Genomic DNA, 19,844 nt, shown 5'->3' with positions numbered 1-19,844 from the left:
CCGGCCTGCGTGCCTTGAACCGCCGCTGACCTGTCGATACCCTCCCGAAAAAAATTGGGAGGATGCGATGAAGCAAATCAGGCTCGGCGATGTCACCATCGATGCGGTGATCGAGCGCGAAGGCCCGTGGCGCCGGCCGCAGGATTTCTTTCCCGCCTATGATGAGGCGGTGTTCAAGCATCATTTGAGGACCATGGAGCCGGAGGTCTTCGATGCCTCGCTCGGCAAGATCCTGATCACCTACCAGACCTTCGTGGTCCGCACGCCGCGTCACACCATCCTGGTGGACACCTGTACCGGCGAGGACAAGGGCCATCCGCCACCGTTCGATTTTCCCGGCAAGGAGCGTTGGCGCAACGAACTGTTCGCGCTCGGCCTCAGCTTCGAGATGATCGATTATGTGTTCTGCACCCATCTTCACATCGATCACACCGGCTGGAACACCGTCCTGCGCGATGGGCGCTGGGTGCCGACCTTTCCGAACGCGAAATATATCTTCCACAAGCGCGAATATGCTGTTTGGGAAGAGGAGCATGCCAAGGGAAACGATCCGCCCGGCACGGTGTTTCGCGACAATTGCCTGCCGATCGTCGAGGCGGGGCAGGCGCTGCTCGTCGACGACGATTATGTGCTCGACGACACCATCACCCTGACGCCGACGCGTGGCCATTCGCCCTGCCATTGCTGCGTGAATATCGCCTCGCGGGGCAAGCGCGCCGTGGTCACCGGCGACCTGATGCACCATGTGATCCAGTGCCGCGAGCCGGATTGGTCGGCCAAACCGGATTGGGACCCGAAGCAGTCGGCGCTGTCACGCCGGAAGTTCTTCGCATCGGTAGCCGATACCGATACTCTGATCCTGCCGATCCACTTTCCGCGTCCGACGGTCGGTCTGATCAAGGCCGATGGTGAGCGCTTCGACTACCGCTTCAAGCGGGATTGAACGAGCGCTGAAACCGCGGTAACCGCGGCGTAGAGCGAGATGGCGTTTGGTTCAATCGGCATTAGCCGCAGTCTCGGTTCACCTCTCCCCGCTGGGAGAGGTGAACCGCCGAGGCAGCCGACGGAACTAATCTCATCACAGGTTAGGTGAAGGATTGGCCGGAAGGCTCGGTTGACGGAGGACGTTGCAAACTTGCTTGAGCCGTGGAGCGTGAGAGGGGCGGAGGCGAGGGGTGGTTCGAAGGTCACCTCGCGCGTGGCCATTGCCGGGCTTGGGCCCATCGGCACCAGCGTGGCCAAAGCCATCGATGCCGGGATCGACGGGCTGGTCCTGAGCGCGGTGTCGGCGCAGAGCATCGACAAGCATCGCGAATGGCTGGGCAGGCTGAAGGCTGCCCCGGCCGCATTGCCGATCGAGCAGCTCGCCGACGTGGCCGATATCGTCATCGAATGTGCGCCGAGCGGGCTGGTGCGGTCGATCGTTGGGCCGGTGGTCTCGCGCGGCAAGACCGCGATCGTGCTCAGCGCCGGCGCGCTGCTCGAAAACACCGATCTGATCGATCTCGCCCGCAAGAACGGTGGCCAGATCGTGGTGCCCACCGGCGCCTTGATCGGGCTCGATGCCGTGACCGCGGCCGCGGTCGGCACGATCCACTCGGTACGGATGTCGACCCGCAAGCCGCCACGCGGTCTTGCCGGCGCTCCCTATATCGTCGAACAGAAGATCGACCTCGATGGCGTCACCGTGCCGGTGAAGATCTTCGAGGGCACGGCGCGGGAGGCGGCGAAGGGCTTTCCAGCCAATATCAACGTGGCGGTGGCGTTGTCGCTCGCAGGCATCGGTCCCGACCGCACCATGGTCGAAATCTGGGCAGATCCGACGGTGACGCGCAACACCCACCGCATCGAGGTGGATTCGGATTCGGCGCGCTTCTCGATGATGATCGAGAACATCCCCTCGGAGAATCCCAAGACCGGCCGGATCACCGCGCTTTCGGTGATCGCCTGCCTGCGCAAGCTGCACACCCCCTTGCGAGTGGGCACCTGAACGGCAAGCGGCCAGTGACGTCACGTAATCTCTGAACGCGCAAGGGCGGCCACGAGCCGCCCTTTTTGTTTGATGGCGCAGAGGCTTAGGCGCCGCCTTTCTCGCATTTCTTCATAAAGCTGGTCTTGGCGGCGCCGGCGAGCGGCTTGCCGTCCGAACCGACAGCCTTGGCCGCGCAGGCGTCGGCCATGCACTTCTTCATGAATGAGGTTTTTGCGGCGCCCGCCAAGGGCTTGCCGTCCTTGCCGACGGCTTTGCTTTCACAGGAATCCTGCGCAAAGGCCGAGCCGGCCGCGAAGGTGGCGATGATGGCGGCCAGGAATAGCTTTTTCATGAGGGACCTCCCTAGGATCAGCAGAGTGGCTCGATTGGAACGCGAAAATGCAACGCGATCAAGCGCGATGGGATCATCCGTTGCAGAAATTCGTTCACTCAAATGCCGTGCGCGAGCAATGCCTTGAAGTCCGCACGCGCGCGTTGTGCCTCGAGCCGTGCGGCCTCGCATGCCTCGCCCATTCCGAAGAACCCATGGATCAGCCCCAAGCCTTCGTAATAGCGGGTCGGCACACCGGCCGCCTGCAACGCCTTTGCATAGGCCGCGCCCTCATCACGCAACGGATCGAACCAGGCGGTGCAGATCACGGCGGGTGCGACGTCCGCAAGATCATTGGCGCGCAGCGGCGAGACGCGCCAGTCCGCGCCATGGCTCTTGTCGGCAAGATAGTGACCGCAGAACCATTCCATGACTGCGCGCGACAGGAAATAGCCTTCGGCATTCTCGGCGCGCGACGGGAAGCGCGCATTCTCTTTTGCGTCAGCGTAGCTTCCGACGACGTCGGTCACCGGATAGACCAGGAGCTGGCCGGCAAGGGAAAGGCCGTGGTCGCGCGCCGCGATTGCGGTCGTCGCCGCAAGATTGCCGCCCGCACTGTCGCCGGCCACGCCCAAACGCCTCGGATCGCCGCCGAACTGGTCGATGCGGCTTGCGACATCCTGCAACGCGGCGAACGCATCCTCGAACGCGCCGGGGAAAGGGACCTCGGGCGGGCGCCGATAGTCGACAGACACCACGACCGCGCCGGTCTCGATCGCAAGCCAGCGCGCCTGCCGGTCATGGGTTTCGAGATCGCCGGCGACCCAGCCGCCGCCATGAAAGAACACGACCGTCGGAGACGCGGCGGAAGTGGCGCGGTAGGCCCGCGCCGCAAGCGGTCCGGCTGCGCCTTCGACATTGATGTCCTCGACACTTGCGACAGGCGGAGGAGGAACGGACGCGCGGGATGCCGCGAGGGCACGCAGCGCCTCGCGGCAGCTCTGCGGCGTCATGGTTTTGGGATCGCGAAGCGGCAGCAGCGGAATGATCTGGGCGATCACAGGATCAAGCGGAGCGTTCATTTCCATCCCTTTAAGACGTGTTGGGCGCTCATTGGTCAGCGCCGGTTCGACATTATCCAGCGCGTTTCGAGCGGTGCAAGCAGGTGGTTTGCGGCGCAGGTGAAGAGAAAGATCTGTGGGGGCCTCGTGCTCTCCGCATTTTTTTCCGTGACGAGGCATATCATCCGGGGCTAAATATTTCGCATGCGAAGTAATTGACCCCGGGTTCGGCACGTGAGCGCGCGAAAAGAGCATCGTCTGATCTATCTCCTGAGCGTGGCGCAGCGGCGTGTGCAGCGCGCGGCGGTAGCGAACTCGGCTGAGGCTGTGTCGCCGGCGCAAGCGGGATTGTTGTTCGTGCTCGGCAAGCAGGACGGCGCCCTGATGGGAGAAGCGGGGGCGGCGCTGGATCTCGGACCGGCCGGGATCAGCGGCCTGGTGGACCGGATGGCGACCGCCGGTCTGGTCGAACGGCGCGCGGACGAGAAGGACGCGCGCGCATGGCGGGTCTTCCTGACGCCGAAAGGCCGCAAAGCGCTGGTGCGCGCCAGGGAGACTGCACGCGAGATGAACGCGCGTCTTACGCAAGGATTCAGCAGCGACGAGATCGACACCGTTGCACGCTGGCTGACCAGCATTCAGAGCAAATTTCCCAGAGGAGATGACGAATGACCGACCATGTGCAGATCGAGAACAGCAGTGGCATTTTGACGCTGACGCTGGCGCGGCCCGAGAAGAAGAACGCGCTGACGAATGAGATGTACGGCCGTCTTGCCGACGCCATCGAAGCCGCGGAGAGTGACGCCGGCGTGCGCGTGATCATGATCAAGGGCCAAGGCGATTCCTTCACTGCCGGCAACGACCTTTCGGAATTCGCGGCGGTGGCTGCGGGCAAAGCGCAAGGTGAGCGTCAGGTGACGCGCTTCATCCGCTCGCTGGGCCGCTCGACCAAGCCGTTGATCGCGGCGGTGCAGGGACGGGCGGTTGGCGTCGGCACCACCATGCTCCTGCATTGCGATCTGGTCGTGCTTGCGGAGAATGCGCTCCTGTCCACGCCCTTCGTCAGCCTTGCCCTGGTCCCGGAAGCGGCCTCGAGCCTGTTGATGCCGCTGCGCATCGGGCACTCCCGCGCCTTTGAGCTGTTCGCGCTGGGCGAGCCGATCTCGGCCAAAGTGGCGCTTGAATGGGGGCTGGCCAACCGCGTGGTGGCGCAGGAGCAACTCGATGCTGAAGCCATCGCGCTGGCGCAGCGTCTTGCAAAGCAGCCGCTGGGCTCGCTGGTTGCGACCAAGCGGCTGATGCGCAACGGCGAGATGCTGGTGAAGCAGATGGAGGCCGAGGGCGAAATCTTCGCAGCCCGGCTGCAGTCGGCCGAAGCCCGCGAAGCTTTCCAGGCTTTCGCGGAGCGCCGTCCACCGGATTTCGCCAAGGTGGCGTAATTCACCAACGCGCGAGGCGGGAACGGGTTGTTCCCGTGATTTTCTGTTCCGGACAAGAATTTTCCCACTTCGCGCTCTGCAACGATAGCAACCTTGCTATTTCGCAGCCGCACTTGCCGCGGCGCGCCGCGCGTCAAACATCCAATGGGACGTTGACGTTCGGGAGATTGGAAATGGGCCTGCAAGAAACAAAAATCGAATCGCTTCCCTTCGTGACTGCCGAGCTGAACTATCTCGCGCCGACCACCGGCAAACCGCGCACCTATGCTTTCGATCCGCCGCCGGGTGAGCCGAAGTCGACGGCGCTGCCGGAGCCGCATCAAGTTCCGATCTTCGACGGCCGCCTGATCGCAAAAAACTTCTCGCTGGATCGCGAGGGATTCCAACTGGTCCGGCATCCGACCGTGGTCAGGAATTTCTACGACGATGACGAGGTGAAGCGCGTCTATTATCCGCTTGCGGAAGCCTTCCTTCGCGCGACGCTGAAAGCTGATCGTGTCGTCATTTTCGATCACACTGTGCGCAGGCGTGTCGAAGGTGCGCCGGACATCCGAGGTGCCGGCCCACGCCAGCCGGCCACGCGCGTGCATGTCGACCAGACCGTGACCTCGGGTGCGAACCGCGTGCGCGAGCATGTGCCTGACGAGGCGGACGAGCTTTTGAAGGGCCGCGTGCAGGTGATCAACCTGTGGCGGCCGATCCGTGGGCCCGTGCGCGACACACCGCTTGCGATGTGCGATGGGCAGACGGTTGCGGAAGGTGATCTCGTCGCGTCCGACCTGATCTATCCCAATCGTCGCGGCGAAACCTATTCGGTGAAATACAATCCCAACCACCGTTGGTTTTATTTCTCCGAGATGACGCCGGACGAAGCGATCCTACTCAAGTGCTACGACTCCGCAACCGACGGCCGTACGCGTTTCGGGCCCCACACGGCCTTTGTCGATCCAACCACGCCCACCGATACGCCGCCGCGCGAAAGCATCGAACTGCGCACGCTGGTGTTTCATAAGCGGTAAGCTGCGCAGCGATCTGTCGCCCTGGCGAAAGCCAGGGCCGGTACCTCGAAATCCGTTAGTCGATTCGGGGTGGCCGAGGTTGTTCACAGGCAACTGCGGCCTGTGGTTGGTCCCGGATCTGCACTTCGCTTGTCCGGGAGGACGGGGATATTGTCCGGCAGCGTCAGTTTTCGGTCCGATGTTTCGGACAATTCGCTGCATTAATCTTACGCCTTAACCAATAATTCATAATGGGTTTGCGGGCGCTAAGGGCCGGGCTTAGCGTCGCGTTGGAGGGCGGCTCAGCAACCGTCGAGTTGGTACGTACCATGACGCATCGAATTTATGGGACGCTTGTCGCGTCCGTCAGCGCAGCGGTGCTGATGCTCGCCGCGGACGAGGCGCTTGCGAGATCGGGATCAGCGCCGCGTGCCGGATTTGCCTCGCCGCACGCGATTTCCCGTCCCGCCGTCGCGCGAGCGTTCCGGCATCACCGGAGATTCGACGGTGGGTTCTTCTGGCCAGGAGACGTCTATTACGGACCATCCTATGGCGAGCCTTTGGCCGACATTCCGCCGCCATCGGTGTCAAGCGACGTCCACTACACCTACACATACGATGTGCCCTGGGACTGGGCCCATCGATATCCGCCGCTGGTTGCGCCTTCGGAGCGGCCCTACGTGCCAAGCTGCCCCGCGGAGGCCGTGAAGGTCCCCGGGCGTAACGGTGAGGAGCAAACGGTCAACGTCATCCGCTGCTACTGAGCGGAGGCACTGCGGACAACACGTCAATTGCAGTCAGAGTGGCCATGGGCCCGTCTGATCGCCGTGTCCCGCCTTTGGGCGTGTGCCCATCCTTGATTGTCGCACGGCTTCGGCGCAGTCGATCGCGATCGATCTGCTGTTGGGCAAGAGCGGCTAGTTTCGCTGAAACGTTACCCCGATCTCCATATCCCTCCGCCACACAAGACGGCAGCGGTGGGTCGCGCCTTCCAGCGGGAGCACCAGCGTAAAGTGATCCGGAATGCCGCGCGGACTGATCACGTCGATGGCAGCGCCATGCTCGGACAGACTTCGCACCAGACACGAGACCGAGCGCTCGTGAAATTCGATCCGCCCCGGTTCGAGCGCGTAGTCGCGTATCAGGATCAGTTGCGCCTCCACTTCGGCAAGGTCGTTGAGTTGAGACTCCAAGTCCGAAACGATCTCATGGAGCAAACCCGCCGCGAGCGGATCGGTGGCTTCCCGCTCCATCGCCCGATAGCGTGCCACCTCAGTCCTTCGTTCCTTCCACCTTTCGCTGTCAGTCATGGTGAAGTCCCCCCATGGTCTGACCCCCAGGCCGGGTCCATTGGTTCTTTGAACTGTGGATTTATTGCGGCACGATACACTGGCACGGTATCTCGGTCCTGCCACGCTGGCCGCCCTGCGCTAGTTCGGCTGCCAGACTCGATTTAATTGGATTTGTTAGTTGGATTTGGCTCGGCCGGAGTTGGCTCAAGCCGCCGTTCGCTTTGCTATGGCCTGGCGGAAGTCTGCTGCGAGACCTTCATAGTAGTCGGCGAGCACCTCAAAGAACGCGCGCTGAGGACCCTCTGGCGCCTGTGTGGCCCAGTCCCGGCACTGCGCCGCTTTGCTCTCATACTTTTCGGCCTTCTCTTGAAGTTCGATCATCATGTTCCCCATGCACGCGACGGCGCCCGAGAGGAACGTGCAGCCGCGGTCGCTCGAAAAGATGGCGCGGGCGTGGAAAAAGCTTGCGCAGGTGTGGCCCAAATAAGAACTGCGCCCGTGTGTTGCTCGAGTGTGAAGCTCGATTGCACGCTAGCGACGGCGAGGAGCGCGAGCTCGCGCAGCGATGAAGCGCCGCCGAATGCGAGGTGTTGCTGGCTACCAAAATTCAGCGCCGCGCGCTTCGGCTGAGGCCGGTTTCGAACTCAAGCGCGCGCCGTCGCGCGCTGCCGCTTTCGCTAATCGCTTTGGTTGTATCTTGTTCGTTGCTCACTCCAGGTTTAGCATGTGTTGCAACCACATGGAGACTCGAAGAAGCAAAATAGAAGCTCGGGCACCAAGGAGGTCGGTGATGAACGGAAAAAAATATGCGGCCGAAGCGATCGGCACCTTCTGGTTGACGTTTGGCGGCTGCGGCAGCGCGGTGATCGCGGCCGGATTTCCTCACGTGGGCATTGGACTATTGGGCGTCGCATTGGCCTTTGGTCTTACCGTGCTTACCATGGCCTATGCCATCGGACATATCTCCGGCGCCCATCTCAATCCGGCCGTTACGGTGGGCTTGGCATGCGGTGGCCGATTCCCCACCAGTCTCGTCATTCCCTATGTGGTGGCGCAAGTGATCGGTGCGATCGTCGCCGCGGCGGTGCTGTATGCCATCGCCAGCGGAGCGCCTGATTTCAGCCTCGCGAACGGTTTTGCGGCGAACGGATATGGCGATCACTCGCCCGGCAAGTATGGCCTGGGGGCCGGCCTGTTGAGCGAAGTCGTGCTGACGATGATGTTCCTGTTCGTGATTATGGGCTCAACCCACGGCAAGGCGCCGGCGGGATTTGCGCCGATCGCCATCGGCTTTGCGCTGACGCTGATCCATTTGATCAGCATCCCCGTGACCAATACGTCGGTGAACCCGGCACGCAGCACCGGGCCCGCGCTTTTTGTCGGTGGCTGGGCGCTGGCGCAGCTTTGGCTGTTCTGGGTCGCGCCGCTGATCGGGGGCGCCGCGGGCGGCTTGATCTATCGTTGGCTGAGTGCGGAGCCGACGGGTGAGGTCACCGGACAGGTGGCGGGGGGCGGCCAGCAAGCGGCTGAGTAGGGGGCGCAGTTTCGAGGCCGTTCGCGCGAGTGGGCGCGGTGCGATTCAATCGAAGTGCCGTCGCGCCGCGGACGCTTGTTTAAGAATGATCTTCACGCAGACGGTTCCCGGTTGTCTCGCGCGAAAGCACCTGTTGAACAGCATCCGCCGCAGACGCGCTGAAAGATAACGACGATCGAACAGGGCCTGTGGTGGTTTGAGGCTGGCCCGCGAGCGCCCTGATTTTTGCCCTATTCCCTTACCTCCGGACGATTTGCCGCCTGCCATATCCCTGGGGCAAAACCGAGACCGGCCCTTCAGATCGACTTGATGAACGCAGTGATTGGGCGCAGTGTGATCACCGTTCTGGAAGCCCTTTTTGAACGAGTCAGCGGTTCGGCCAACCAATGAATATGATGAGCGCCACCTCGATGGGCCGAATGGCCGTACCATTGGCCGCCTTTGTTGCGGCAGCGGGTGTGGCGTTGGTCGTCGCCAACCGGCCGATCGCCGACCGGCCTCCGGCTGAGACCAAGACCGCAGCCGCCGCATCCGCTGTCGGAGAGCCGACACCCAGTACGCGTGATCCGGCGCCGCCGGCGCTTGCTGCGGTGCAGCAGCAAGCGAAGGACCTCGCCGGCGCACTTAACGAGGCGTCCCCGCCGCCGGCGAGCGCCGCAGATAGCGCGCCGGAGTTCGACATTGTCCGTGTTGAGCGGACGGGCGAGGCGGTCGTCGCGGGCCGGGCGGCGCCGGGCGCGACCGTGGAGCTGCTCCGCAATGGCGAGCCATTTGATCGCGCGGTCGCCGGTCAGTCCGGACAGTTTGCGATGGTTCCGCCTCCGCTCCCGCCGGGGACCTACAGCCTGACACTGCGTGCCCGCGGGGCGGACGGCAAGGAGGTCGCCTCCAAGCAGAGCGTGGCGGTGGCACTTGAGCCCAGTTCGAGCGACCAGCCGATGGTTGCGCTGATGGCGCCGGACAAGCCCACCGTGGTGTTGTCACAATCGCTCGCGCAAGCGGCGGACAAGGTGGCCGTGGAAGCGGTCGATATCGAACCGAACGGCAAACTCCATGTCAGCGGCCGCGCGCGGCCCGGCGCTGCCGTGAAGCTTTATCTCAACGACAGCTTCGCTGCGTCGGCGACGGCTGGCGCCGATGGGCATCTCGCCGCCACGATCAATGAAGGCCTAGCGCCGGGCAACTATCGTGTCAGGCTTGATGAGATCGAGGCGAGTTCTGGAAAGGTTACCGCGCGCGCCGAGGTACCGCTCAGCGTTCCAGATGCGGTGCAGACCGCCTCCGTGCCGGCGCAGCCCACGGCGTCCAGCCGGCCGCGGAGTGGTGCGACAACACGGCAGCCGCATCTCGCTGCCGCCGTGGCGACCGTCGCGCCGGATACGGCCGCGCGCTCGGCAGTGGTCGCGCCGAAGACCGCGACTGTCACTGTTTCCCGCGGCGACACTCTGTGGCGCATCAGCAACCGTGCCTTGGGCGCCGGCACGCGCTATGCGGTCATTTACAAGGCAAACCAGAAGCAGATCCGCAATCCCAACCTGATTTATCCCGGCCAGACCTTCGTTGTGCCGGCGGCTGAAGCGCGGCGGTAGCCGCGCCTCGCGCTGCGCGTGCCGTTCGTCATCTCAATGCGTCTCGGCTTCCGTACCGTTGCGCGTTACGGATTTCCGCGGTGGCGGCTGCCGCGCGGCCCCTTCTTCTTGGCACGGCAACTGGGTCCACGATCCGTCGGCGGCCATCTGATAGGCGTGACAGGGCGACGCCGAAGATGCGTTGTCCTCGGCGGGCTTGGCCGCATCGGAATTGTTTCTTGCCAGAGCGGGCGTTGCCAGCACTGTTAGCGCGGCAACCGAGCCCGCGAAGATCATCGTTGCGATCCGCATCATTAGGCTCTCCATCTCAACGCTGACTTTTTCGCAAAAAGATTTTGGCATTTTTGGGCCACGATCGCCCCAGGGGCGACGGCTTGCTTAACAACTGGAAAACGCGCGGCTTGGCTTCATTTGGAGAGGTTGGCAGCCTAGAATGCGCCCATGAGCCACCGCATCCTCGTCTTCTATGGTTCCTATCGCTCCGACCGGATGGGCATCCGCCTCGCGCAGTTCGTCGTCGAGGGTTTTCGCGCGCGCGGCGACAATGTGGCGCTGATCGATGCCAAGGCTGTCGGCCTGCCGATGCTCGATCGCATGTACAAGGAGTATCCGAAGGGGCAGGCGCCGGAGGTGATGGAAAAGCTCGCCGGCGAGATCCGCGACGCCGACGGCTTCGTCTTCGTCACCGGTGAGTATAATTGGGGTGTTCAGCCGGGCTTGAAGAATCTCACCGATCATTTCCTGGAGGAATGGTTCTGGCGGCCGGCCGCGATTGCGAGCTACTCGGCGGGCCGTTTCTCCGGCGCTCGCGCGGCGACCACCTGGCACGGCACGCTGTCCGAAATGGGCATGGTGGTTGTGTCGAGCACGATCGCGGCGGGCCCGATCGCGCAGACGCTTTCAGCGGACGGCAAGCCGATCGGCGAGGGCGGCAAGGCGCTGGAGAACGCGTTTCCGCGCTTTGCCGACGACCTTAGCTGGTGGGTTGAAGCGGCGAAGGCGCAGCGCGCGCGGAAGGCTCCGCCTTATTGAGGGATGTCAGCGTGCCGATCGCGTCATTGGCTCTCGTCCCGGCGAGCGTGGTGGATGTCGATGCCTTCATCCGCTCTTCACGTTCGATGCCGCGCTTTCGGCATTTCTTAATGAACTCGATGAAGACCTTCAGCGGCACCGGCATTTGGCGGCGGCTCGGATAATAGAGGAAGACTCCTGGCATTGTGCCGCCGCACCAGTCATCGAGCAGCGCCACGAACCGGCCCTGCGCGACGTGCGGTGCGGCCAACGGCTCCGGAAGATAGGCGATGCCGACGCCATCGAGGGCGGCGGCGACGAGCAACTCGATGTCGTTGACCGTCAGCGAGCCCTCGATGGAAACCTCCTTCTTCTGACGGCCCTTGCAGAAAATCCAGGGCTGGATGGCGCCTTCCCATGGCGCCCGGTATCTCAAGCAATTGTGGTTGAGAAGATCGCGTGGAACGGCCGGCTTCGGATGGTGTGCGAGATAGCTTGGCGCGGCGACCACCATCATCCTGAAATCGTCACCCAGGCGTAACGCCGTCATGTCGCGTTCAACGCGTTGACCGACACGGATACCGGCATCGAAGCGGCCGCCGACAATGTCGCCATGCGTATCGTCGACGGCAATGTCGAGGCGGATTGCGGGATATTCGGCAAGAAAGGGTCGGAGCAGCGGCGCAAGCCTGCGCATGGATGAAGGCCGCGATACCGCGAGACGCAACGTGCCGATCGGCTTGTCGCGAAACAGATTGACACTCTCCAGCGCATGATCGAGGCCGGCGATGACCGGCTGTATCTCGCCAAGCAGCCGCTCGCCGGCTTCGGTGAGCGCGACGCTGCGCGTGGTGCGATTGAACAGGCGCACCCCGAGGCGCTCTTCGAGCGAACGGATGGTCTGACTCATGGTCGGCAGCGCGATGCCCACCTGATGAGCTGCCTTGGTGAAACTGAGGTGCTCGGCGACAGCCGTAAAGGCCATCAGCTCGGCAAGCTGGATACCGGACATTCTTTGCCCAATCCGAATAAGCTATTCCGTTTCTTTCATATTATCAAAAGGCCTCTGCAGGCTCAAGTCAGTGGTGGACGGCGGGTATCCCGCGCATCCGATTGTTTACTGACAGGGGAAATCACCATGAAGTCGATCCACAAGATGTTGACTGCTACCGCTGCGCTCTCGGCGCTGGCGCTGGTTGCTTTTGCGGCGCCGGCTGCGCAGGCGGGCGAATATTGCAGCGTCAATACCTCGGGCATGCGCGGCTGCGGCTATGATACGCTGGAGCAATGCCAGGCGACGATGTCCGGCGGTCTCGGCACCTGCATGCGCGATCCGTTCTACAAGGACGCCAGCACCTCGCTCAAGGGCGCCCGTTCAGCGCTCGCCTATCAGCCCAACCATGTGCGCCGGCATCGCGCCGTCAAGCAGTCGATCGAACAGTGATCGAATAATCGCATGAGGTGCATCGCCTCTGCGCGCTCTGATAAAGCAAGACCCATCGCGCGATTTTCGCGATGGGTTTTGCGATGCTGTAAGCGGAGATGCATCTGTCGCGCCGTCGACAGCGCTTGAGGCAGCGCCAGACTCACTCCAACGGCTGGACCGGTGGAGGCGCGGCAGAGGCCTGCGGCACCGGCCTCGCTGCCGGGGCGGTCGAAACGGGCGGCGCGCTGGACTGAATGCTCGGCGCGGGCTCGTTGCTACTCATGGAAGCCTGCGCGTCCGGGCGGGGCGGTCGACGCGCCTGGCGCGGTCTGCCGGATCGCCGCGCGCCCCAGGAATGCGCAATCGCGGGTCCTGCGGTGTAGCCGACGACAGCACCGGCGACCGCGCCGATTGGCCCGAGCACGACGGCTCCCGATACCGCTCCAAGCGCAGCGTCGGTCGCGCGCTCCTCCGCTACGGCGGCGGACGAGGCCAACGACAATGCAAATACCGCAGTCACGATCGCTCGCTTCATTCGAAATCTCCCCACTTGGGGGCAGCAATATCAGGAAATGCGGCGAGAAAAGTACGTTCCGGGGCGCGCAGGCTATCGCGAGCAAGAAAACGCGATGACGTGGCCAGAAGGCAACGTGGAACACGGTCACCGCCGAGCCGGTTGATACGGCGCCGCAATGAGCGGCGGAACTTCCGTTCCCGAGAGCGGCCAGCCGAGGGGAGAGCCCGATATGATACCCGAGACGCAGATTCACATGATCGCGCGGCAGATGCTCGAAAAGCACGGCTTTGAAGCAATCGCCCATGCGGCCCGAAATGCGCAGGCTTGCGAGAGCAAGGGCGACAGCGAGGAAGCCAGGGAGTGGCGCCACATCGAGGCTGCGATGAAGATCATGCGCGGCCCGAATCAAAGCTGACGAGACGCAACGCATTGGCGACCAGCAACGGCGTCGCAGCGAAGGCTGTTGCGCCGTTCTTTATTCCGGACTGGGCCTCAGATCGCGCTTGCCATCAAGCCGCGCCAGAATGGCAAGCGTCGCCTGATCCGCACCGTCGGGATAATATTTCGCGATCGCCTGGCTGAAGAGCGGATCCTCCGAGACCGCGCCGAACAGCGTCATCGACGAACGAAACTTCATGTCATCAGGCGATCCCAAAATGCTGTGGATCGATTTGCCGTTCACGTCCATGACGAGGCGCGTGCATTCGAGCAGGCGTGGGCCAAGGACATCGTGCTCGAGATAGGCGGTCGCCTCCTCGCGCGAAGTGATCGCGAAGCGTTGCGACATCGCGCTGAAGCCAAGGCCCGCGATCTGCGGAAAGATGAACCACATCCAATGGCTGCGCTTTCTGCCCGCCTTCAACTCAGCGATGACATTCGCGTAGACGTTGCGCTGAGCATCCATGAAACGCTGGAGGTCGTAGGGATCGGACATCGCAGGCGGCCTTTGAGGAGGTGATTAACCAAAGGTGATATGATAGAAAGTAGGTTGCGAGCCTAGGGATGGGCGCTGTCTTGTCTCGAATCTGCCGCACTTTGGGGCCTCATATTGTCTTTGGCTGGTAGAGAATCCCTTGCGGGGCGCTCGCTCCGCAGGCGTGGACTTTGGGGTGCGGACTTAGGGAGTTGGGACTTGGGGAGTTGATGGCTTTCGACGCAACGAAGGCTGACAGGCTGCCGTCGCGCCGCTCCATGGGGCGGTCCGAGAGGCTGGTGCTTGTCCTCGCTGCTCTCGCAATATCAGCGGGAGCGGCTGCCTGGATTGCTGATTCCAGCCAGACCAGCTCTTTCGCATCCGCAGCATTGCCCCCCGGGTCGGATCACCTTTTGTTCGAGGATCGTTTCGCAGCGATCTCTGGGCGCGAACGGACAGTGGACGTGCCTGCTCTGCAGTCCCTTGATCGTCGGGCGTTGACCGCGATCCAGACCAAGCTTTGGGACGCCAAGGCCCTGCTGGCCCAGCAGCTCATGTATGGCGATTGGCGCTTTGCCTCGATCGAGGACGTCAGATCATCCATCGATACCAAGCCGGCCGAGGACGCCAAAACCGCCGAAGAGGCCAAATCGGCCGACGAGGGCAAGCCAGCGGTGACGGCGAGCGGCATTCCATTGCCGAGACCGCGCCCGGTGGTTGTAGCAAGCCTGGACGCGCAAGCGAGCCTGCCTGCGAGCCAGCCTGACAATGCGCCGAAAGCGGACAACCGCACGCTGCTCGACAAGCTCTCGGATTTGCTGCCGGGACGTGTCACGCTGGCCTCCCTCACGCCGGAGAGCGGGTTGATGCGTCACGGACCGGATCTCGCGGCGCTCGGCTATGACAGTACCACGGCCGTCTACGACATTTCCGCACGCGCCGTTTATCTGCCTGGCGGCGTGAGTCTCGAGGCGCATTCCGGCATGGGCGGCCTAAGAGACGATCCCGGCCATGTCGACCAGCGGATGGTCGGTGCGACCCCGCCGGCGGTGTATGACTTAAAGCCCCGGGAAAAGCTGTTTCATGGCGTTCCAGCTTTGCGCATGACGCCGGCCGATGGCAGCAGCATTTTCGGGCGATCCGGGCTGCTCGTGCACCCCTACATGCTCGGGCCTGAAGGCGACTCGAACGGCTGCGTGTCGATCAAGAACTATGAGCGTTTCCTGAAGGCCTACAACGACGGAGAGATCCATCGCCTTGTCGTCGTGCCCAGCCTGAATCATGCATTGTCGGCCTCGCAGCGGGCCACCTCGCAGTCTTGACGCTTGTCTCCGCGGGCAATGCGTCCCGCGAATTCGGACCTTTGTTGTGTCGTCGTCGAACCCGGAAATGAGCAAGGCGGTCGCTTCCGAAACGCCGCTGCGTACGACGTTCAGGATCAGGTTGAACGGCGATACGGTTTCGATCGCGACCGTCGGTCAGGCCTATCGGTTTTTGACCGAATACAGCAAGATCGAGTGGATGGAGTTTCGCTCCTTGTATGGCGATGCTCTCGCTTTGCTGGAGCGCGCTGCAGACGATGCGATGCTGACGGTGCAGGCGACCGATGCGGTGCGTGCGCTTTTCGTCAGCTCCAAGCTTTTGTGAGCGCGGCCGAACTCGCGCTCAAGTTGGTTTGATTGTACGCTGCCATCATTTCAGCACGATTGAGGCAGCCAATATAGTTAACGTAGCGTTGGAGGGCGGGCGATGTCGAGGTATGGGCACGCGTTGGCGCTGATGGGGCTGTTGGTGCTTGGCGGTTGCATGCAGGCAACGCTGTCACCGACATCGGATGCGGTTTTGACGCCGAGGGATCGGCAGCTACTGGCTCATCCGCCCTATGCACAGGCGCAGATCCCACAACAATTCCAGCGGCACATCGTTGATTATACGCGCAAGGAGCAGCCGGGCACGATCCTGGTCGATACCGACGCGCGCTACCTCTATTACGTGCTGCCGAACGGCAAGGCGATCCGCTATGGCGTCGCGGTGGGGGAAGAAGCGATGGCGTGGTCCGGCGTCGCCACCGTGGGCCGCATGTCCGAGTGGCCGGATTGGATTCCGACTCAGGAGATCCAGGAGCGACTCGGTCCTTACCCCAAGCGCGTCGCTGGCGGTCCGGCCAATCCGTTGGGCGCGCGGGCGCTCTATCTCTATGAAGGCGGTAAGGACACGCTGTATCGCATCCACGGCACCAACCAGCCCGAATATATCGGCCAGGCGATTTCGTCCGGTTGCATCCGCATGACCAACGAGGACGTCGTCGATCTCTTCAATCGGGTGAAGCTCGGCACCACGGTGGTCGTGTTGCCGCCTGGTCAAAATTCCACCGCCGCTCTCTTTGGCCGTCGCAGCTAGAGCCTGACCCGGCAAAGTGGAAAGCCGGTTTTCCGCAAAGACCATGCTCAAACAAAGAGATTAGATCATGATCCGACCTCTAATCGGGCCATGATCTAAAAGCGGTGTATAGACCGTGCGGCTGAGCCGCAATCTTATCCAACTTCGCGATTAGGTCGCGTAGCATTGGATCCGCCGGTTGATTCGGCAGATCGTCGCGCCTTTCGCGGGGACGTTGCCATGGCCTTCTTCAAGCGTGAGCTCAGCCCGGTCGAGCGCTTCGCGACTGCGCTCAAGAGCAAGCAGGTCGAGCGAGACAAGCTCGCCGGTCGCCTGAACGCGACCGAAACAGTGCTCGCCGAGCACCGCACCGAGGCCGAGCGGCTGGCGGTGGCCGGCGCCAGCAATGCCAAGTTGGAACGCGCGGAAGCCAAGCTGCGCTTGGTGGAGGATCGCGCCAGGACCCTGCGTGCCGCGCTGGCGGAAATCGACCAGCAGATCGTTGCTACCGAACGCGCCCTGGCGGATGCGAGATCGCAGCGCGAGCGCGAATTGCTGGCCGACCAGATCGAGTCGCTTGCCGCATCGATCGAGCAGGCCGTGCCTGGATTTGCCGCCGGTGCCGCGGCGCTGGTCGACGCCGTAACCAAAAGCGCGGTGTCGTCGCCGGAAGCCACGACGTTCTCCGCCAGCGTCGATGCTGTGCGCGGGGAGGTGCTCTCGGCCGCCGATCTCGTTTGCTGGGAGCTGCGGAGCCTCGCCATGCGCACGCGCGCCGGCAATGCCAATGTCCCGTTGCTGCCACCGCCCGAGGTCGCGCAGCCGAAGGTTCCTGAGATCGAGCGGCAAGTGATCTACACGCTCAATCCGTTGCTCTGGCGCGAAGGTAGCGAGGTGCGCAAAGTGCCTGCCTTCGCGCTGGTTGAACTGCCCAAAACATTGCTGCCGCTTGCGCTGCGGCATCAGCATGTCGACTATCTCAACGCCCGCCGCGTGCAGACCCTGATGCATGTTCACGGTACTGGAGGTAACGGCGACGGCACTCCCGACAGTGCGGAACTCGTCGATCTCGATGCGCTTGCGGCGGACGAACAGGCAGGCGCTCAAGTCAATGTTGCTTGAGCGGCGGCGATCCTCATCGATCACCGGCTGGACGTTGCGAAGACTCAGGGATGTCGCTTCCGCTCAGCTCCTCTGAGCTGCGGGACGCCGACGGCGGGGCCGCACTCTCTGCGCCTCTTCTATGCGGGAGTTTCACGCGGGACACACAGCCGGGGAGGTAAGGGGCCTTGCCTCACTGATGCGGCCCGCAAAACCTTCTCCCGGCGTGCCGTTCGCGTGTTCGCCGCTATGCCACGGTCCGAACGTATCCCGTCGCACTACGCGGCTGTCTCTGCGGAGGTGGCGTCATCAAAACCTCCTCTCTCTCGAGATTTGTCGCCATTGACGACAGGCCTCATGCAACTCCGATCGAGAAGGACTGTCAAGCCGTATGGCGCCGGGCTTATGGTTGTCGGCAAGCAGATGCGCTATCCTGGAACTCGATCGGCGATGACATGGGATGTCAGGAATCTGCGCGGTTGCCAGAGCGGAGAGGGGCCGCATTCATGATCACTTTACCTGAGCTGGCGGTCGGCGCGTTGGAGGAGTTTCTCCGGCGCTTCATGCAAAGTCGTTTCGGCTCTTCGCAGGCTCATTTCCTGGACCTCGTGCCGGGAGCGGCCCGGCTTGCGCTGGAATGCATCGGAAACAGCGACGCGCTCTACCACAATGTCGAACATACGTTGCTGGTCACTCTGGCAGGACACGACATTCTGCGCGGTCGCTCGGCCTACACGGATGTAAGCGCAGACGATTATGCGCACGTCATCATCGCATGCCTCGCCCATGATATCGGTTATGTGCGCGGCTTGTTCGAGGAGGATGGCGAAGATGGCTTCTTGATCGATGAGACGGGCGGCAAGGTGACGCTTCCGCGCGGCGCGTCGGATGCCGGCCTCATGCCTTACCATGTCGACCGCTCCAAGCTCTATGTCATGAGGCGAATTGATGGCCTGCCGGCGCTCGACAAGCAGCGCATCGCCGATGCGATCGAAGGCACGAGATTTCCGCCATCGGAAGGCCAGCAATATGACGAGGAGGCCTCGATCGTTCGTGCGGCCGACTTCATCGGGCAACTCGGCGATCCCAACTACATCAGGAAGGCCAACGCGCTGTATCACGAGTTCGAAGAGGTCGGCATCAACCGCCAGCTTGGCTATGAATCACCCGCCGACATCGTCCATCGCTATCCGCAGTTTTATTGGAATAGCGTGGCGCCGCATATCCAGACCGAAATCGGCTATCTCAACAAGACCTCGAGCGGACGGCAATGGATTGCCAACCTTTACGCTAATGTCTTCCGCGCCGAGCGCGAAATCCCGCTGTCCGGCCCGCAGCAATAGTTGATCTGGGTCAATATGCCCTGCCGAAATTCGGCATTCGCTTCTTACAAAAGAATAGAGGGAAACGCCGTGGGTGACATCGCCCAATTCATTGCCATGCCGATTGACCTGACCGACGAGGGCTTCGTTGCGGGGGAGCCTTTCAAATGCGCGAGCCCCGCATCCGCAATCGAGCGCGCCAAGGGTTATTGGACGATCCTTGGTCACGCTGGCGCCATCGCGTTCGTGCGCACGGGCTACCCGGATTTCAGAACAACGGTGCTGAGGCGATTTGGCAGTGTGCCCGACGAGCTGCAGATTTGAACGGCAACCGGCACAGGTGCTCCTTTGGTGCGGGAACAGCAAAGGATTTAGCGCATTACCCGTGATGTTGCCGGAGATTTTCCGTGAAACACCGTGGCATCTCTTATTGGGTAGCCGAGATCGGCTTCCCGCAAGGCTGGAAGTGGACAGTTCGCCAGGACAGAACAGTTACCGTCGGGGTCTGCGCCACAAGAGCCGACGCGGTCCGCCAGGCCCAGACCTTCATCGACGCGATCATGGATTGGGCGGCTTGACGGCCGCCCGATCATTCAATCGAGACACGGACTACGCCCGACCGCGTCATGCCAAGCGCGCGGGCGGCGCTCATGGATACGTCGATGATGCGCCCGCGGATGAAGGGGCCGCGGTCATTGACGCGACATTGAATGGAACGGCCCCCATGCGTAACGGTGATGATGCTGCCGAACGGTTTGGTTCGATGCGCGCATGTCATTTCACCAGCATGACCACGGCCGCCGTAATAGGAGGCAAGGCCGGACTCGGCTTGCGCGGAGGAGATTGCAAACAGGAGAGCTGACGAGGCGAGTACGGAAGCGAAAGCAGCACGAGCCAAGGCGAGAACCCCTTGCAGATGTCAATCGCGGGTAGCAGAGGTTCTTGAGACTTGGTTTTTT

At 62.6% G+C, this 19,844-nt stretch carries 27 protein-coding genes; 18 read left to right on the top strand and 9 right to left on the bottom strand.

From position 1 onward, the window contains the following. Positions 1 to 67: 67 nt before the first annotated feature. Positions 68 to 943: an MBL fold metallo-hydrolase gene (locus F758_RS0123920; RefSeq protein ID WP_024510241.1), complete on the top strand. Its 876-nt coding sequence runs from the start codon at positions 68 to 70 to the stop codon at positions 941 to 943. Positions 944 to 1,153: 210 nt separating this feature from the next. Further along, complete coding sequence (locus F758_RS0123915; protein WP_035722915.1) at positions 1,154 to 1,990, top strand: aspartate dehydrogenase; 837 nt, start codon at positions 1,154 to 1,156, stop codon at positions 1,988 to 1,990. Between the two features lie 85 nt (positions 1,991 to 2,075). On the opposite strand, the gene F758_RS0123910 is transcribed toward F758_RS0123915, so the two are convergent. Continuing rightward, positions 2,076 to 2,324 (bottom strand): hypothetical protein, encoded by a 249-nt coding sequence (locus tag F758_RS0123910; RefSeq protein WP_024510239.1) that lies wholly within the window; start codon positions 2,322 to 2,324, stop codon positions 2,076 to 2,078. Positions 2,325 to 2,422: 98 nt separating this feature from the next. Next, positions 2,423 to 3,385, bottom strand: a complete 963-nt coding sequence (locus F758_RS0123900; protein ID WP_024510238.1) for an alpha/beta hydrolase — start codon at positions 3,383 to 3,385, stop codon at positions 2,423 to 2,425. Positions 3,386 to 3,598: 213 nt separating this feature from the next. On the opposite strand from F758_RS0123900, the gene F758_RS44450 reads away from it, so the two are divergent. The 4 genes from F758_RS44450 (at position 3,599) to F758_RS0123880 (ending at position 6,565) form a co-directional block, all read left to right on the top strand. Further along, positions 3,599 to 4,036: a MarR family winged helix-turn-helix transcriptional regulator gene (locus tag F758_RS44450; RefSeq protein WP_035722883.1), complete on the top strand. Its 438-nt coding sequence runs from the start codon at positions 3,599 to 3,601 to the stop codon at positions 4,034 to 4,036. Beyond that, on the top strand, positions 4,033 to 4,803 hold the full coding sequence (locus F758_RS0123890) for an enoyl-CoA hydratase (protein ID WP_024510237.1): 771 nt from the start codon (positions 4,033 to 4,035) through the stop codon (positions 4,801 to 4,803). Before F758_RS44450 ends, F758_RS0123890 begins: the two co-directional genes overlap by 4 nt. A gap of 173 nt (positions 4,804 to 4,976) precedes the next feature. Further along, positions 4,977 to 5,822 (top strand): CmcJ/NvfI family oxidoreductase, encoded by an 846-nt coding sequence (locus tag F758_RS0123885; protein ID WP_024510236.1) that lies wholly within the window; start codon positions 4,977 to 4,979, stop codon positions 5,820 to 5,822. Positions 5,823 to 6,130: 308 nt separating this feature from the next. Beyond that, positions 6,131 to 6,565 carry a hypothetical protein gene (locus F758_RS0123880; protein WP_024510235.1) on the top strand — a complete coding sequence of 145 codons (435 nt, stop codon included), beginning with the start codon at positions 6,131 to 6,133 and terminating at the stop codon, positions 6,563 to 6,565. 153 nt (positions 6,566 to 6,718) lie between these two features. Here the strand turns inward: F758_RS0123880 and F758_RS51995 are convergent, their stop codons facing one another. Next, on the bottom strand, positions 6,719 to 7,111 hold the full coding sequence (locus F758_RS51995; RefSeq protein ID WP_245286571.1) for a hypothetical protein: 393 nt from the start codon (positions 7,109 to 7,111) through the stop codon (positions 6,719 to 6,721). 186 nt (positions 7,112 to 7,297) lie between these two features. After that, entirely contained in the window at positions 7,298 to 7,477 is a 180-nt protein-coding gene (locus F758_RS44440) for a hypothetical protein (protein ID WP_157450128.1), read from the bottom strand. A 406-nt stretch (positions 7,478 to 7,883) separates the two neighbouring features. Here F758_RS44440 and aqpZ point away from each other — a divergent pair, with 406 nt between their 5' ends. Both aqpZ and F758_RS0123860 read left to right on the top strand, forming a co-directional pair. Then, positions 7,884 to 8,627: an aquaporin Z gene (gene aqpZ, locus F758_RS0123865; protein WP_024510232.1), complete on the top strand. Its 744-nt coding sequence runs from the start codon at positions 7,884 to 7,886 to the stop codon at positions 8,625 to 8,627. A gap of 419 nt (positions 8,628 to 9,046) precedes the next feature. After that, positions 9,047 to 10,216 (top strand): LysM peptidoglycan-binding domain-containing protein, encoded by a 1,170-nt coding sequence (locus F758_RS0123860; protein ID WP_245286570.1) that lies wholly within the window; start codon positions 9,047 to 9,049, stop codon positions 10,214 to 10,216. Between the two features lie 33 nt (positions 10,217 to 10,249). Here the strand turns inward: F758_RS0123860 and F758_RS0123855 are convergent, their stop codons facing one another. Then, positions 10,250 to 10,510 carry a hypothetical protein gene (locus tag F758_RS0123855; protein ID WP_349543198.1) on the bottom strand — a complete coding sequence of 87 codons (261 nt, stop codon included), beginning with the start codon at positions 10,508 to 10,510 and terminating at the stop codon, positions 10,250 to 10,252. Positions 10,511 to 10,657: 147 nt separating this feature from the next. Between F758_RS0123855 and F758_RS0123850 the strand changes: the two genes are divergently transcribed. After that, complete coding sequence (locus F758_RS0123850) at positions 10,658 to 11,248, top strand: NADPH-dependent FMN reductase (protein WP_024510229.1); 591 nt, start codon at positions 10,658 to 10,660, stop codon at positions 11,246 to 11,248. Here the strand turns inward: F758_RS0123850 and F758_RS0123845 are convergent. Further along, a complete protein-coding gene (locus F758_RS0123845; RefSeq protein ID WP_024510228.1) occupies positions 11,190 to 12,239 on the bottom strand; it encodes a LysR family transcriptional regulator in 1,050 nt (349 codons plus the stop codon). The genes F758_RS0123850 and F758_RS0123845 overlap by 59 nt on opposite strands. 126 nt (positions 12,240 to 12,365) lie before the next feature. Here F758_RS0123845 and F758_RS0123840 point away from each other — a divergent pair, with 126 nt between their 5' ends. Beyond that, positions 12,366 to 12,671: a DUF3551 domain-containing protein gene (locus F758_RS0123840; protein ID WP_024510227.1), complete on the top strand. Its 306-nt coding sequence runs from the start codon at positions 12,366 to 12,368 to the stop codon at positions 12,669 to 12,671. A 142-nt stretch (positions 12,672 to 12,813) separates the two neighbouring features. On the opposite strand, the gene F758_RS0123835 is transcribed toward F758_RS0123840, so the two are convergent. Further along, positions 12,814 to 13,188 (bottom strand): hypothetical protein, encoded by a 375-nt coding sequence (locus F758_RS0123835; RefSeq protein ID WP_024510226.1) that lies wholly within the window; start codon positions 13,186 to 13,188, stop codon positions 12,814 to 12,816. Between the two features lie 211 nt (positions 13,189 to 13,399). On the opposite strand from F758_RS0123835, the gene F758_RS0123830 reads away from it, so the two are divergent. Further along, positions 13,400 to 13,585 carry a hypothetical protein gene (locus F758_RS0123830; protein WP_024510225.1) on the top strand — a complete coding sequence of 62 codons (186 nt, stop codon included), beginning with the start codon at positions 13,400 to 13,402 and terminating at the stop codon, positions 13,583 to 13,585. Between the two features lie 60 nt (positions 13,586 to 13,645). Here F758_RS0123830 and F758_RS0123825 read toward each other — a convergent pair whose 3' ends face one another. Then, the gene (locus F758_RS0123825; protein ID WP_024510224.1) at positions 13,646 to 14,104 is read right to left on the bottom strand and encodes a DUF1810 domain-containing protein; all 459 of its coding nucleotides are present in this window, start codon (positions 14,102 to 14,104) and stop codon (positions 13,646 to 13,648) included. 209 nt (positions 14,105 to 14,313) lie between these two features. Between F758_RS0123825 and F758_RS0123820 the strand changes: the two genes are divergently transcribed. From F758_RS0123820 to F758_RS50925, 7 genes are all read left to right on the top strand, one after another. Then, complete coding sequence (locus tag F758_RS0123820) at positions 14,314 to 15,405, top strand: DUF2778 domain-containing protein (protein WP_024510223.1); 1,092 nt, start codon at positions 14,314 to 14,316, stop codon at positions 15,403 to 15,405. 67 nt (positions 15,406 to 15,472) lie between these two features. After that, entirely contained in the window at positions 15,473 to 15,730 is a 258-nt protein-coding gene (locus F758_RS0123815) for a hypothetical protein (protein WP_024510222.1), read from the top strand. Positions 15,731 to 15,832: 102 nt separating this feature from the next. After that, on the top strand, positions 15,833 to 16,483 hold the full coding sequence (locus F758_RS0123810; protein ID WP_024510221.1) for a L,D-transpeptidase: 651 nt from the start codon (positions 15,833 to 15,835) through the stop codon (positions 16,481 to 16,483). A 219-nt stretch (positions 16,484 to 16,702) separates the two neighbouring features. Continuing rightward, positions 16,703 to 17,584, top strand: a complete 882-nt coding sequence (locus tag F758_RS0123805) for a hypothetical protein (protein ID WP_024510220.1) — start codon at positions 16,703 to 16,705, stop codon at positions 17,582 to 17,584. Positions 17,585 to 18,069: 485 nt separating this feature from the next. After that, complete coding sequence (locus tag F758_RS0123800) at positions 18,070 to 18,906, top strand: metal-dependent phosphohydrolase (protein ID WP_024510219.1); 837 nt, start codon at positions 18,070 to 18,072, stop codon at positions 18,904 to 18,906. 69 nt (positions 18,907 to 18,975) lie between these two features. Next, entirely contained in the window at positions 18,976 to 19,209 is a 234-nt protein-coding gene (locus F758_RS0123795) for a hypothetical protein (RefSeq protein WP_024510218.1), read from the top strand. A gap of 83 nt (positions 19,210 to 19,292) precedes the next feature. Continuing rightward, positions 19,293 to 19,463 carry a hypothetical protein gene (locus tag F758_RS50925; protein WP_198026551.1) on the top strand — a complete coding sequence of 57 codons (171 nt, stop codon included), beginning with the start codon at positions 19,293 to 19,295 and terminating at the stop codon, positions 19,461 to 19,463. An 11-nt stretch (positions 19,464 to 19,474) separates the two neighbouring features. Here the strand turns inward: F758_RS50925 and F758_RS0123785 are convergent, their stop codons facing one another. Next, positions 19,475 to 19,783 (bottom strand): septal ring lytic transglycosylase RlpA family protein, encoded by a 309-nt coding sequence (locus F758_RS0123785; RefSeq protein ID WP_024510217.1) that lies wholly within the window; start codon positions 19,781 to 19,783, stop codon positions 19,475 to 19,477. Between the last annotated feature and the right edge of the window lie 61 nt (positions 19,784 to 19,844).

The sequence above is a fragment of the Bradyrhizobium sp. ARR65 genome, assembly GCF_000472385.1.
Lineage (GTDB): Bacteria > Pseudomonadota > Alphaproteobacteria > Rhizobiales > Xanthobacteraceae > Bradyrhizobium.
Note: the sequence above shows the minus strand (reverse complement) of the source record. Positions and strands in the feature narration are given on the sequence as shown.

What these genes read in the sequence shown, in the direction of transcription:
- F758_RS0123920 (WP_024510241.1), top strand. Translation starts at nt 68, where the DNA reads ATGAAGCAAATCAGGCTCGGCGATGTCACCATCGATGCGGTGATCGAG.
- F758_RS0123910 (WP_024510239.1), bottom strand. Translation starts at nt 2,324, where the DNA reads ATGAAAAAGCTATTCCTGGCCGCCATCATCGCCACCTTCGCGGCCGGC.
- F758_RS0123900 (WP_024510238.1), bottom strand. Translation starts at nt 3,385, where the DNA reads ATGAACGCTCCGCTTGATCCTGTGATCGCCCAGATCATTCCGCTGCTG.
- F758_RS0123890 (WP_024510237.1), top strand. Translation starts at nt 4,033, where the DNA reads ATGACCGACCATGTGCAGATCGAGAACAGCAGTGGCATTTTGACGCTG.
- F758_RS0123885 (WP_024510236.1), top strand. Translation starts at nt 4,977, where the DNA reads ATGGGCCTGCAAGAAACAAAAATCGAATCGCTTCCCTTCGTGACTGCC.
- F758_RS0123880 (WP_024510235.1), top strand. Translation starts at nt 6,131, where the DNA reads ATGACGCATCGAATTTATGGGACGCTTGTCGCGTCCGTCAGCGCAGCG.
- F758_RS51995 (WP_245286571.1), bottom strand. Translation starts at nt 7,111, where the DNA reads ATGACTGACAGCGAAAGGTGGAAGGAACGAAGGACTGAGGTGGCACGC.
- F758_RS44440 (WP_157450128.1), bottom strand. Translation starts at nt 7,477, where the DNA reads ATGATGATCGAACTTCAAGAGAAGGCCGAAAAGTATGAGAGCAAAGCG.
- aqpZ (WP_024510232.1), top strand. Translation starts at nt 7,884, where the DNA reads ATGAACGGAAAAAAATATGCGGCCGAAGCGATCGGCACCTTCTGGTTG.
- F758_RS0123860 (WP_245286570.1), top strand. Translation starts at nt 9,047, where the DNA reads ATGGCCGTACCATTGGCCGCCTTTGTTGCGGCAGCGGGTGTGGCGTTG.
- F758_RS0123855 (WP_349543198.1), bottom strand. Translation starts at nt 10,510, where the DNA reads ATGATGCGGATCGCAACGATGATCTTCGCGGGCTCGGTTGCCGCGCTA.
- F758_RS0123850 (WP_024510229.1), top strand. Translation starts at nt 10,658, where the DNA reads ATGAGCCACCGCATCCTCGTCTTCTATGGTTCCTATCGCTCCGACCGG.
- F758_RS0123845 (WP_024510228.1), bottom strand. Translation starts at nt 12,239, where the DNA reads ATGTCCGGTATCCAGCTTGCCGAGCTGATGGCCTTTACGGCTGTCGCC.
- F758_RS0123840 (WP_024510227.1), top strand. Translation starts at nt 12,366, where the DNA reads ATGAAGTCGATCCACAAGATGTTGACTGCTACCGCTGCGCTCTCGGCG.
- F758_RS0123835 (WP_024510226.1), bottom strand. Translation starts at nt 13,188, where the DNA reads ATGAAGCGAGCGATCGTGACTGCGGTATTTGCATTGTCGTTGGCCTCG.
- F758_RS0123830 (WP_024510225.1), top strand. Translation starts at nt 13,400, where the DNA reads ATGATACCCGAGACGCAGATTCACATGATCGCGCGGCAGATGCTCGAA.
- F758_RS0123825 (WP_024510224.1), bottom strand. Translation starts at nt 14,104, where the DNA reads ATGTCCGATCCCTACGACCTCCAGCGTTTCATGGATGCTCAGCGCAAC.
- F758_RS0123820 (WP_024510223.1), top strand. Translation starts at nt 14,314, where the DNA reads ATGGCTTTCGACGCAACGAAGGCTGACAGGCTGCCGTCGCGCCGCTCC.
- F758_RS0123815 (WP_024510222.1), top strand. Translation starts at nt 15,473, where the DNA reads ATGAGCAAGGCGGTCGCTTCCGAAACGCCGCTGCGTACGACGTTCAGG.
- F758_RS0123810 (WP_024510221.1), top strand. Translation starts at nt 15,833, where the DNA reads ATGTCGAGGTATGGGCACGCGTTGGCGCTGATGGGGCTGTTGGTGCTT.
- F758_RS0123805 (WP_024510220.1), top strand. Translation starts at nt 16,703, where the DNA reads ATGGCCTTCTTCAAGCGTGAGCTCAGCCCGGTCGAGCGCTTCGCGACT.
- F758_RS0123800 (WP_024510219.1), top strand. Translation starts at nt 18,070, where the DNA reads ATGATCACTTTACCTGAGCTGGCGGTCGGCGCGTTGGAGGAGTTTCTC.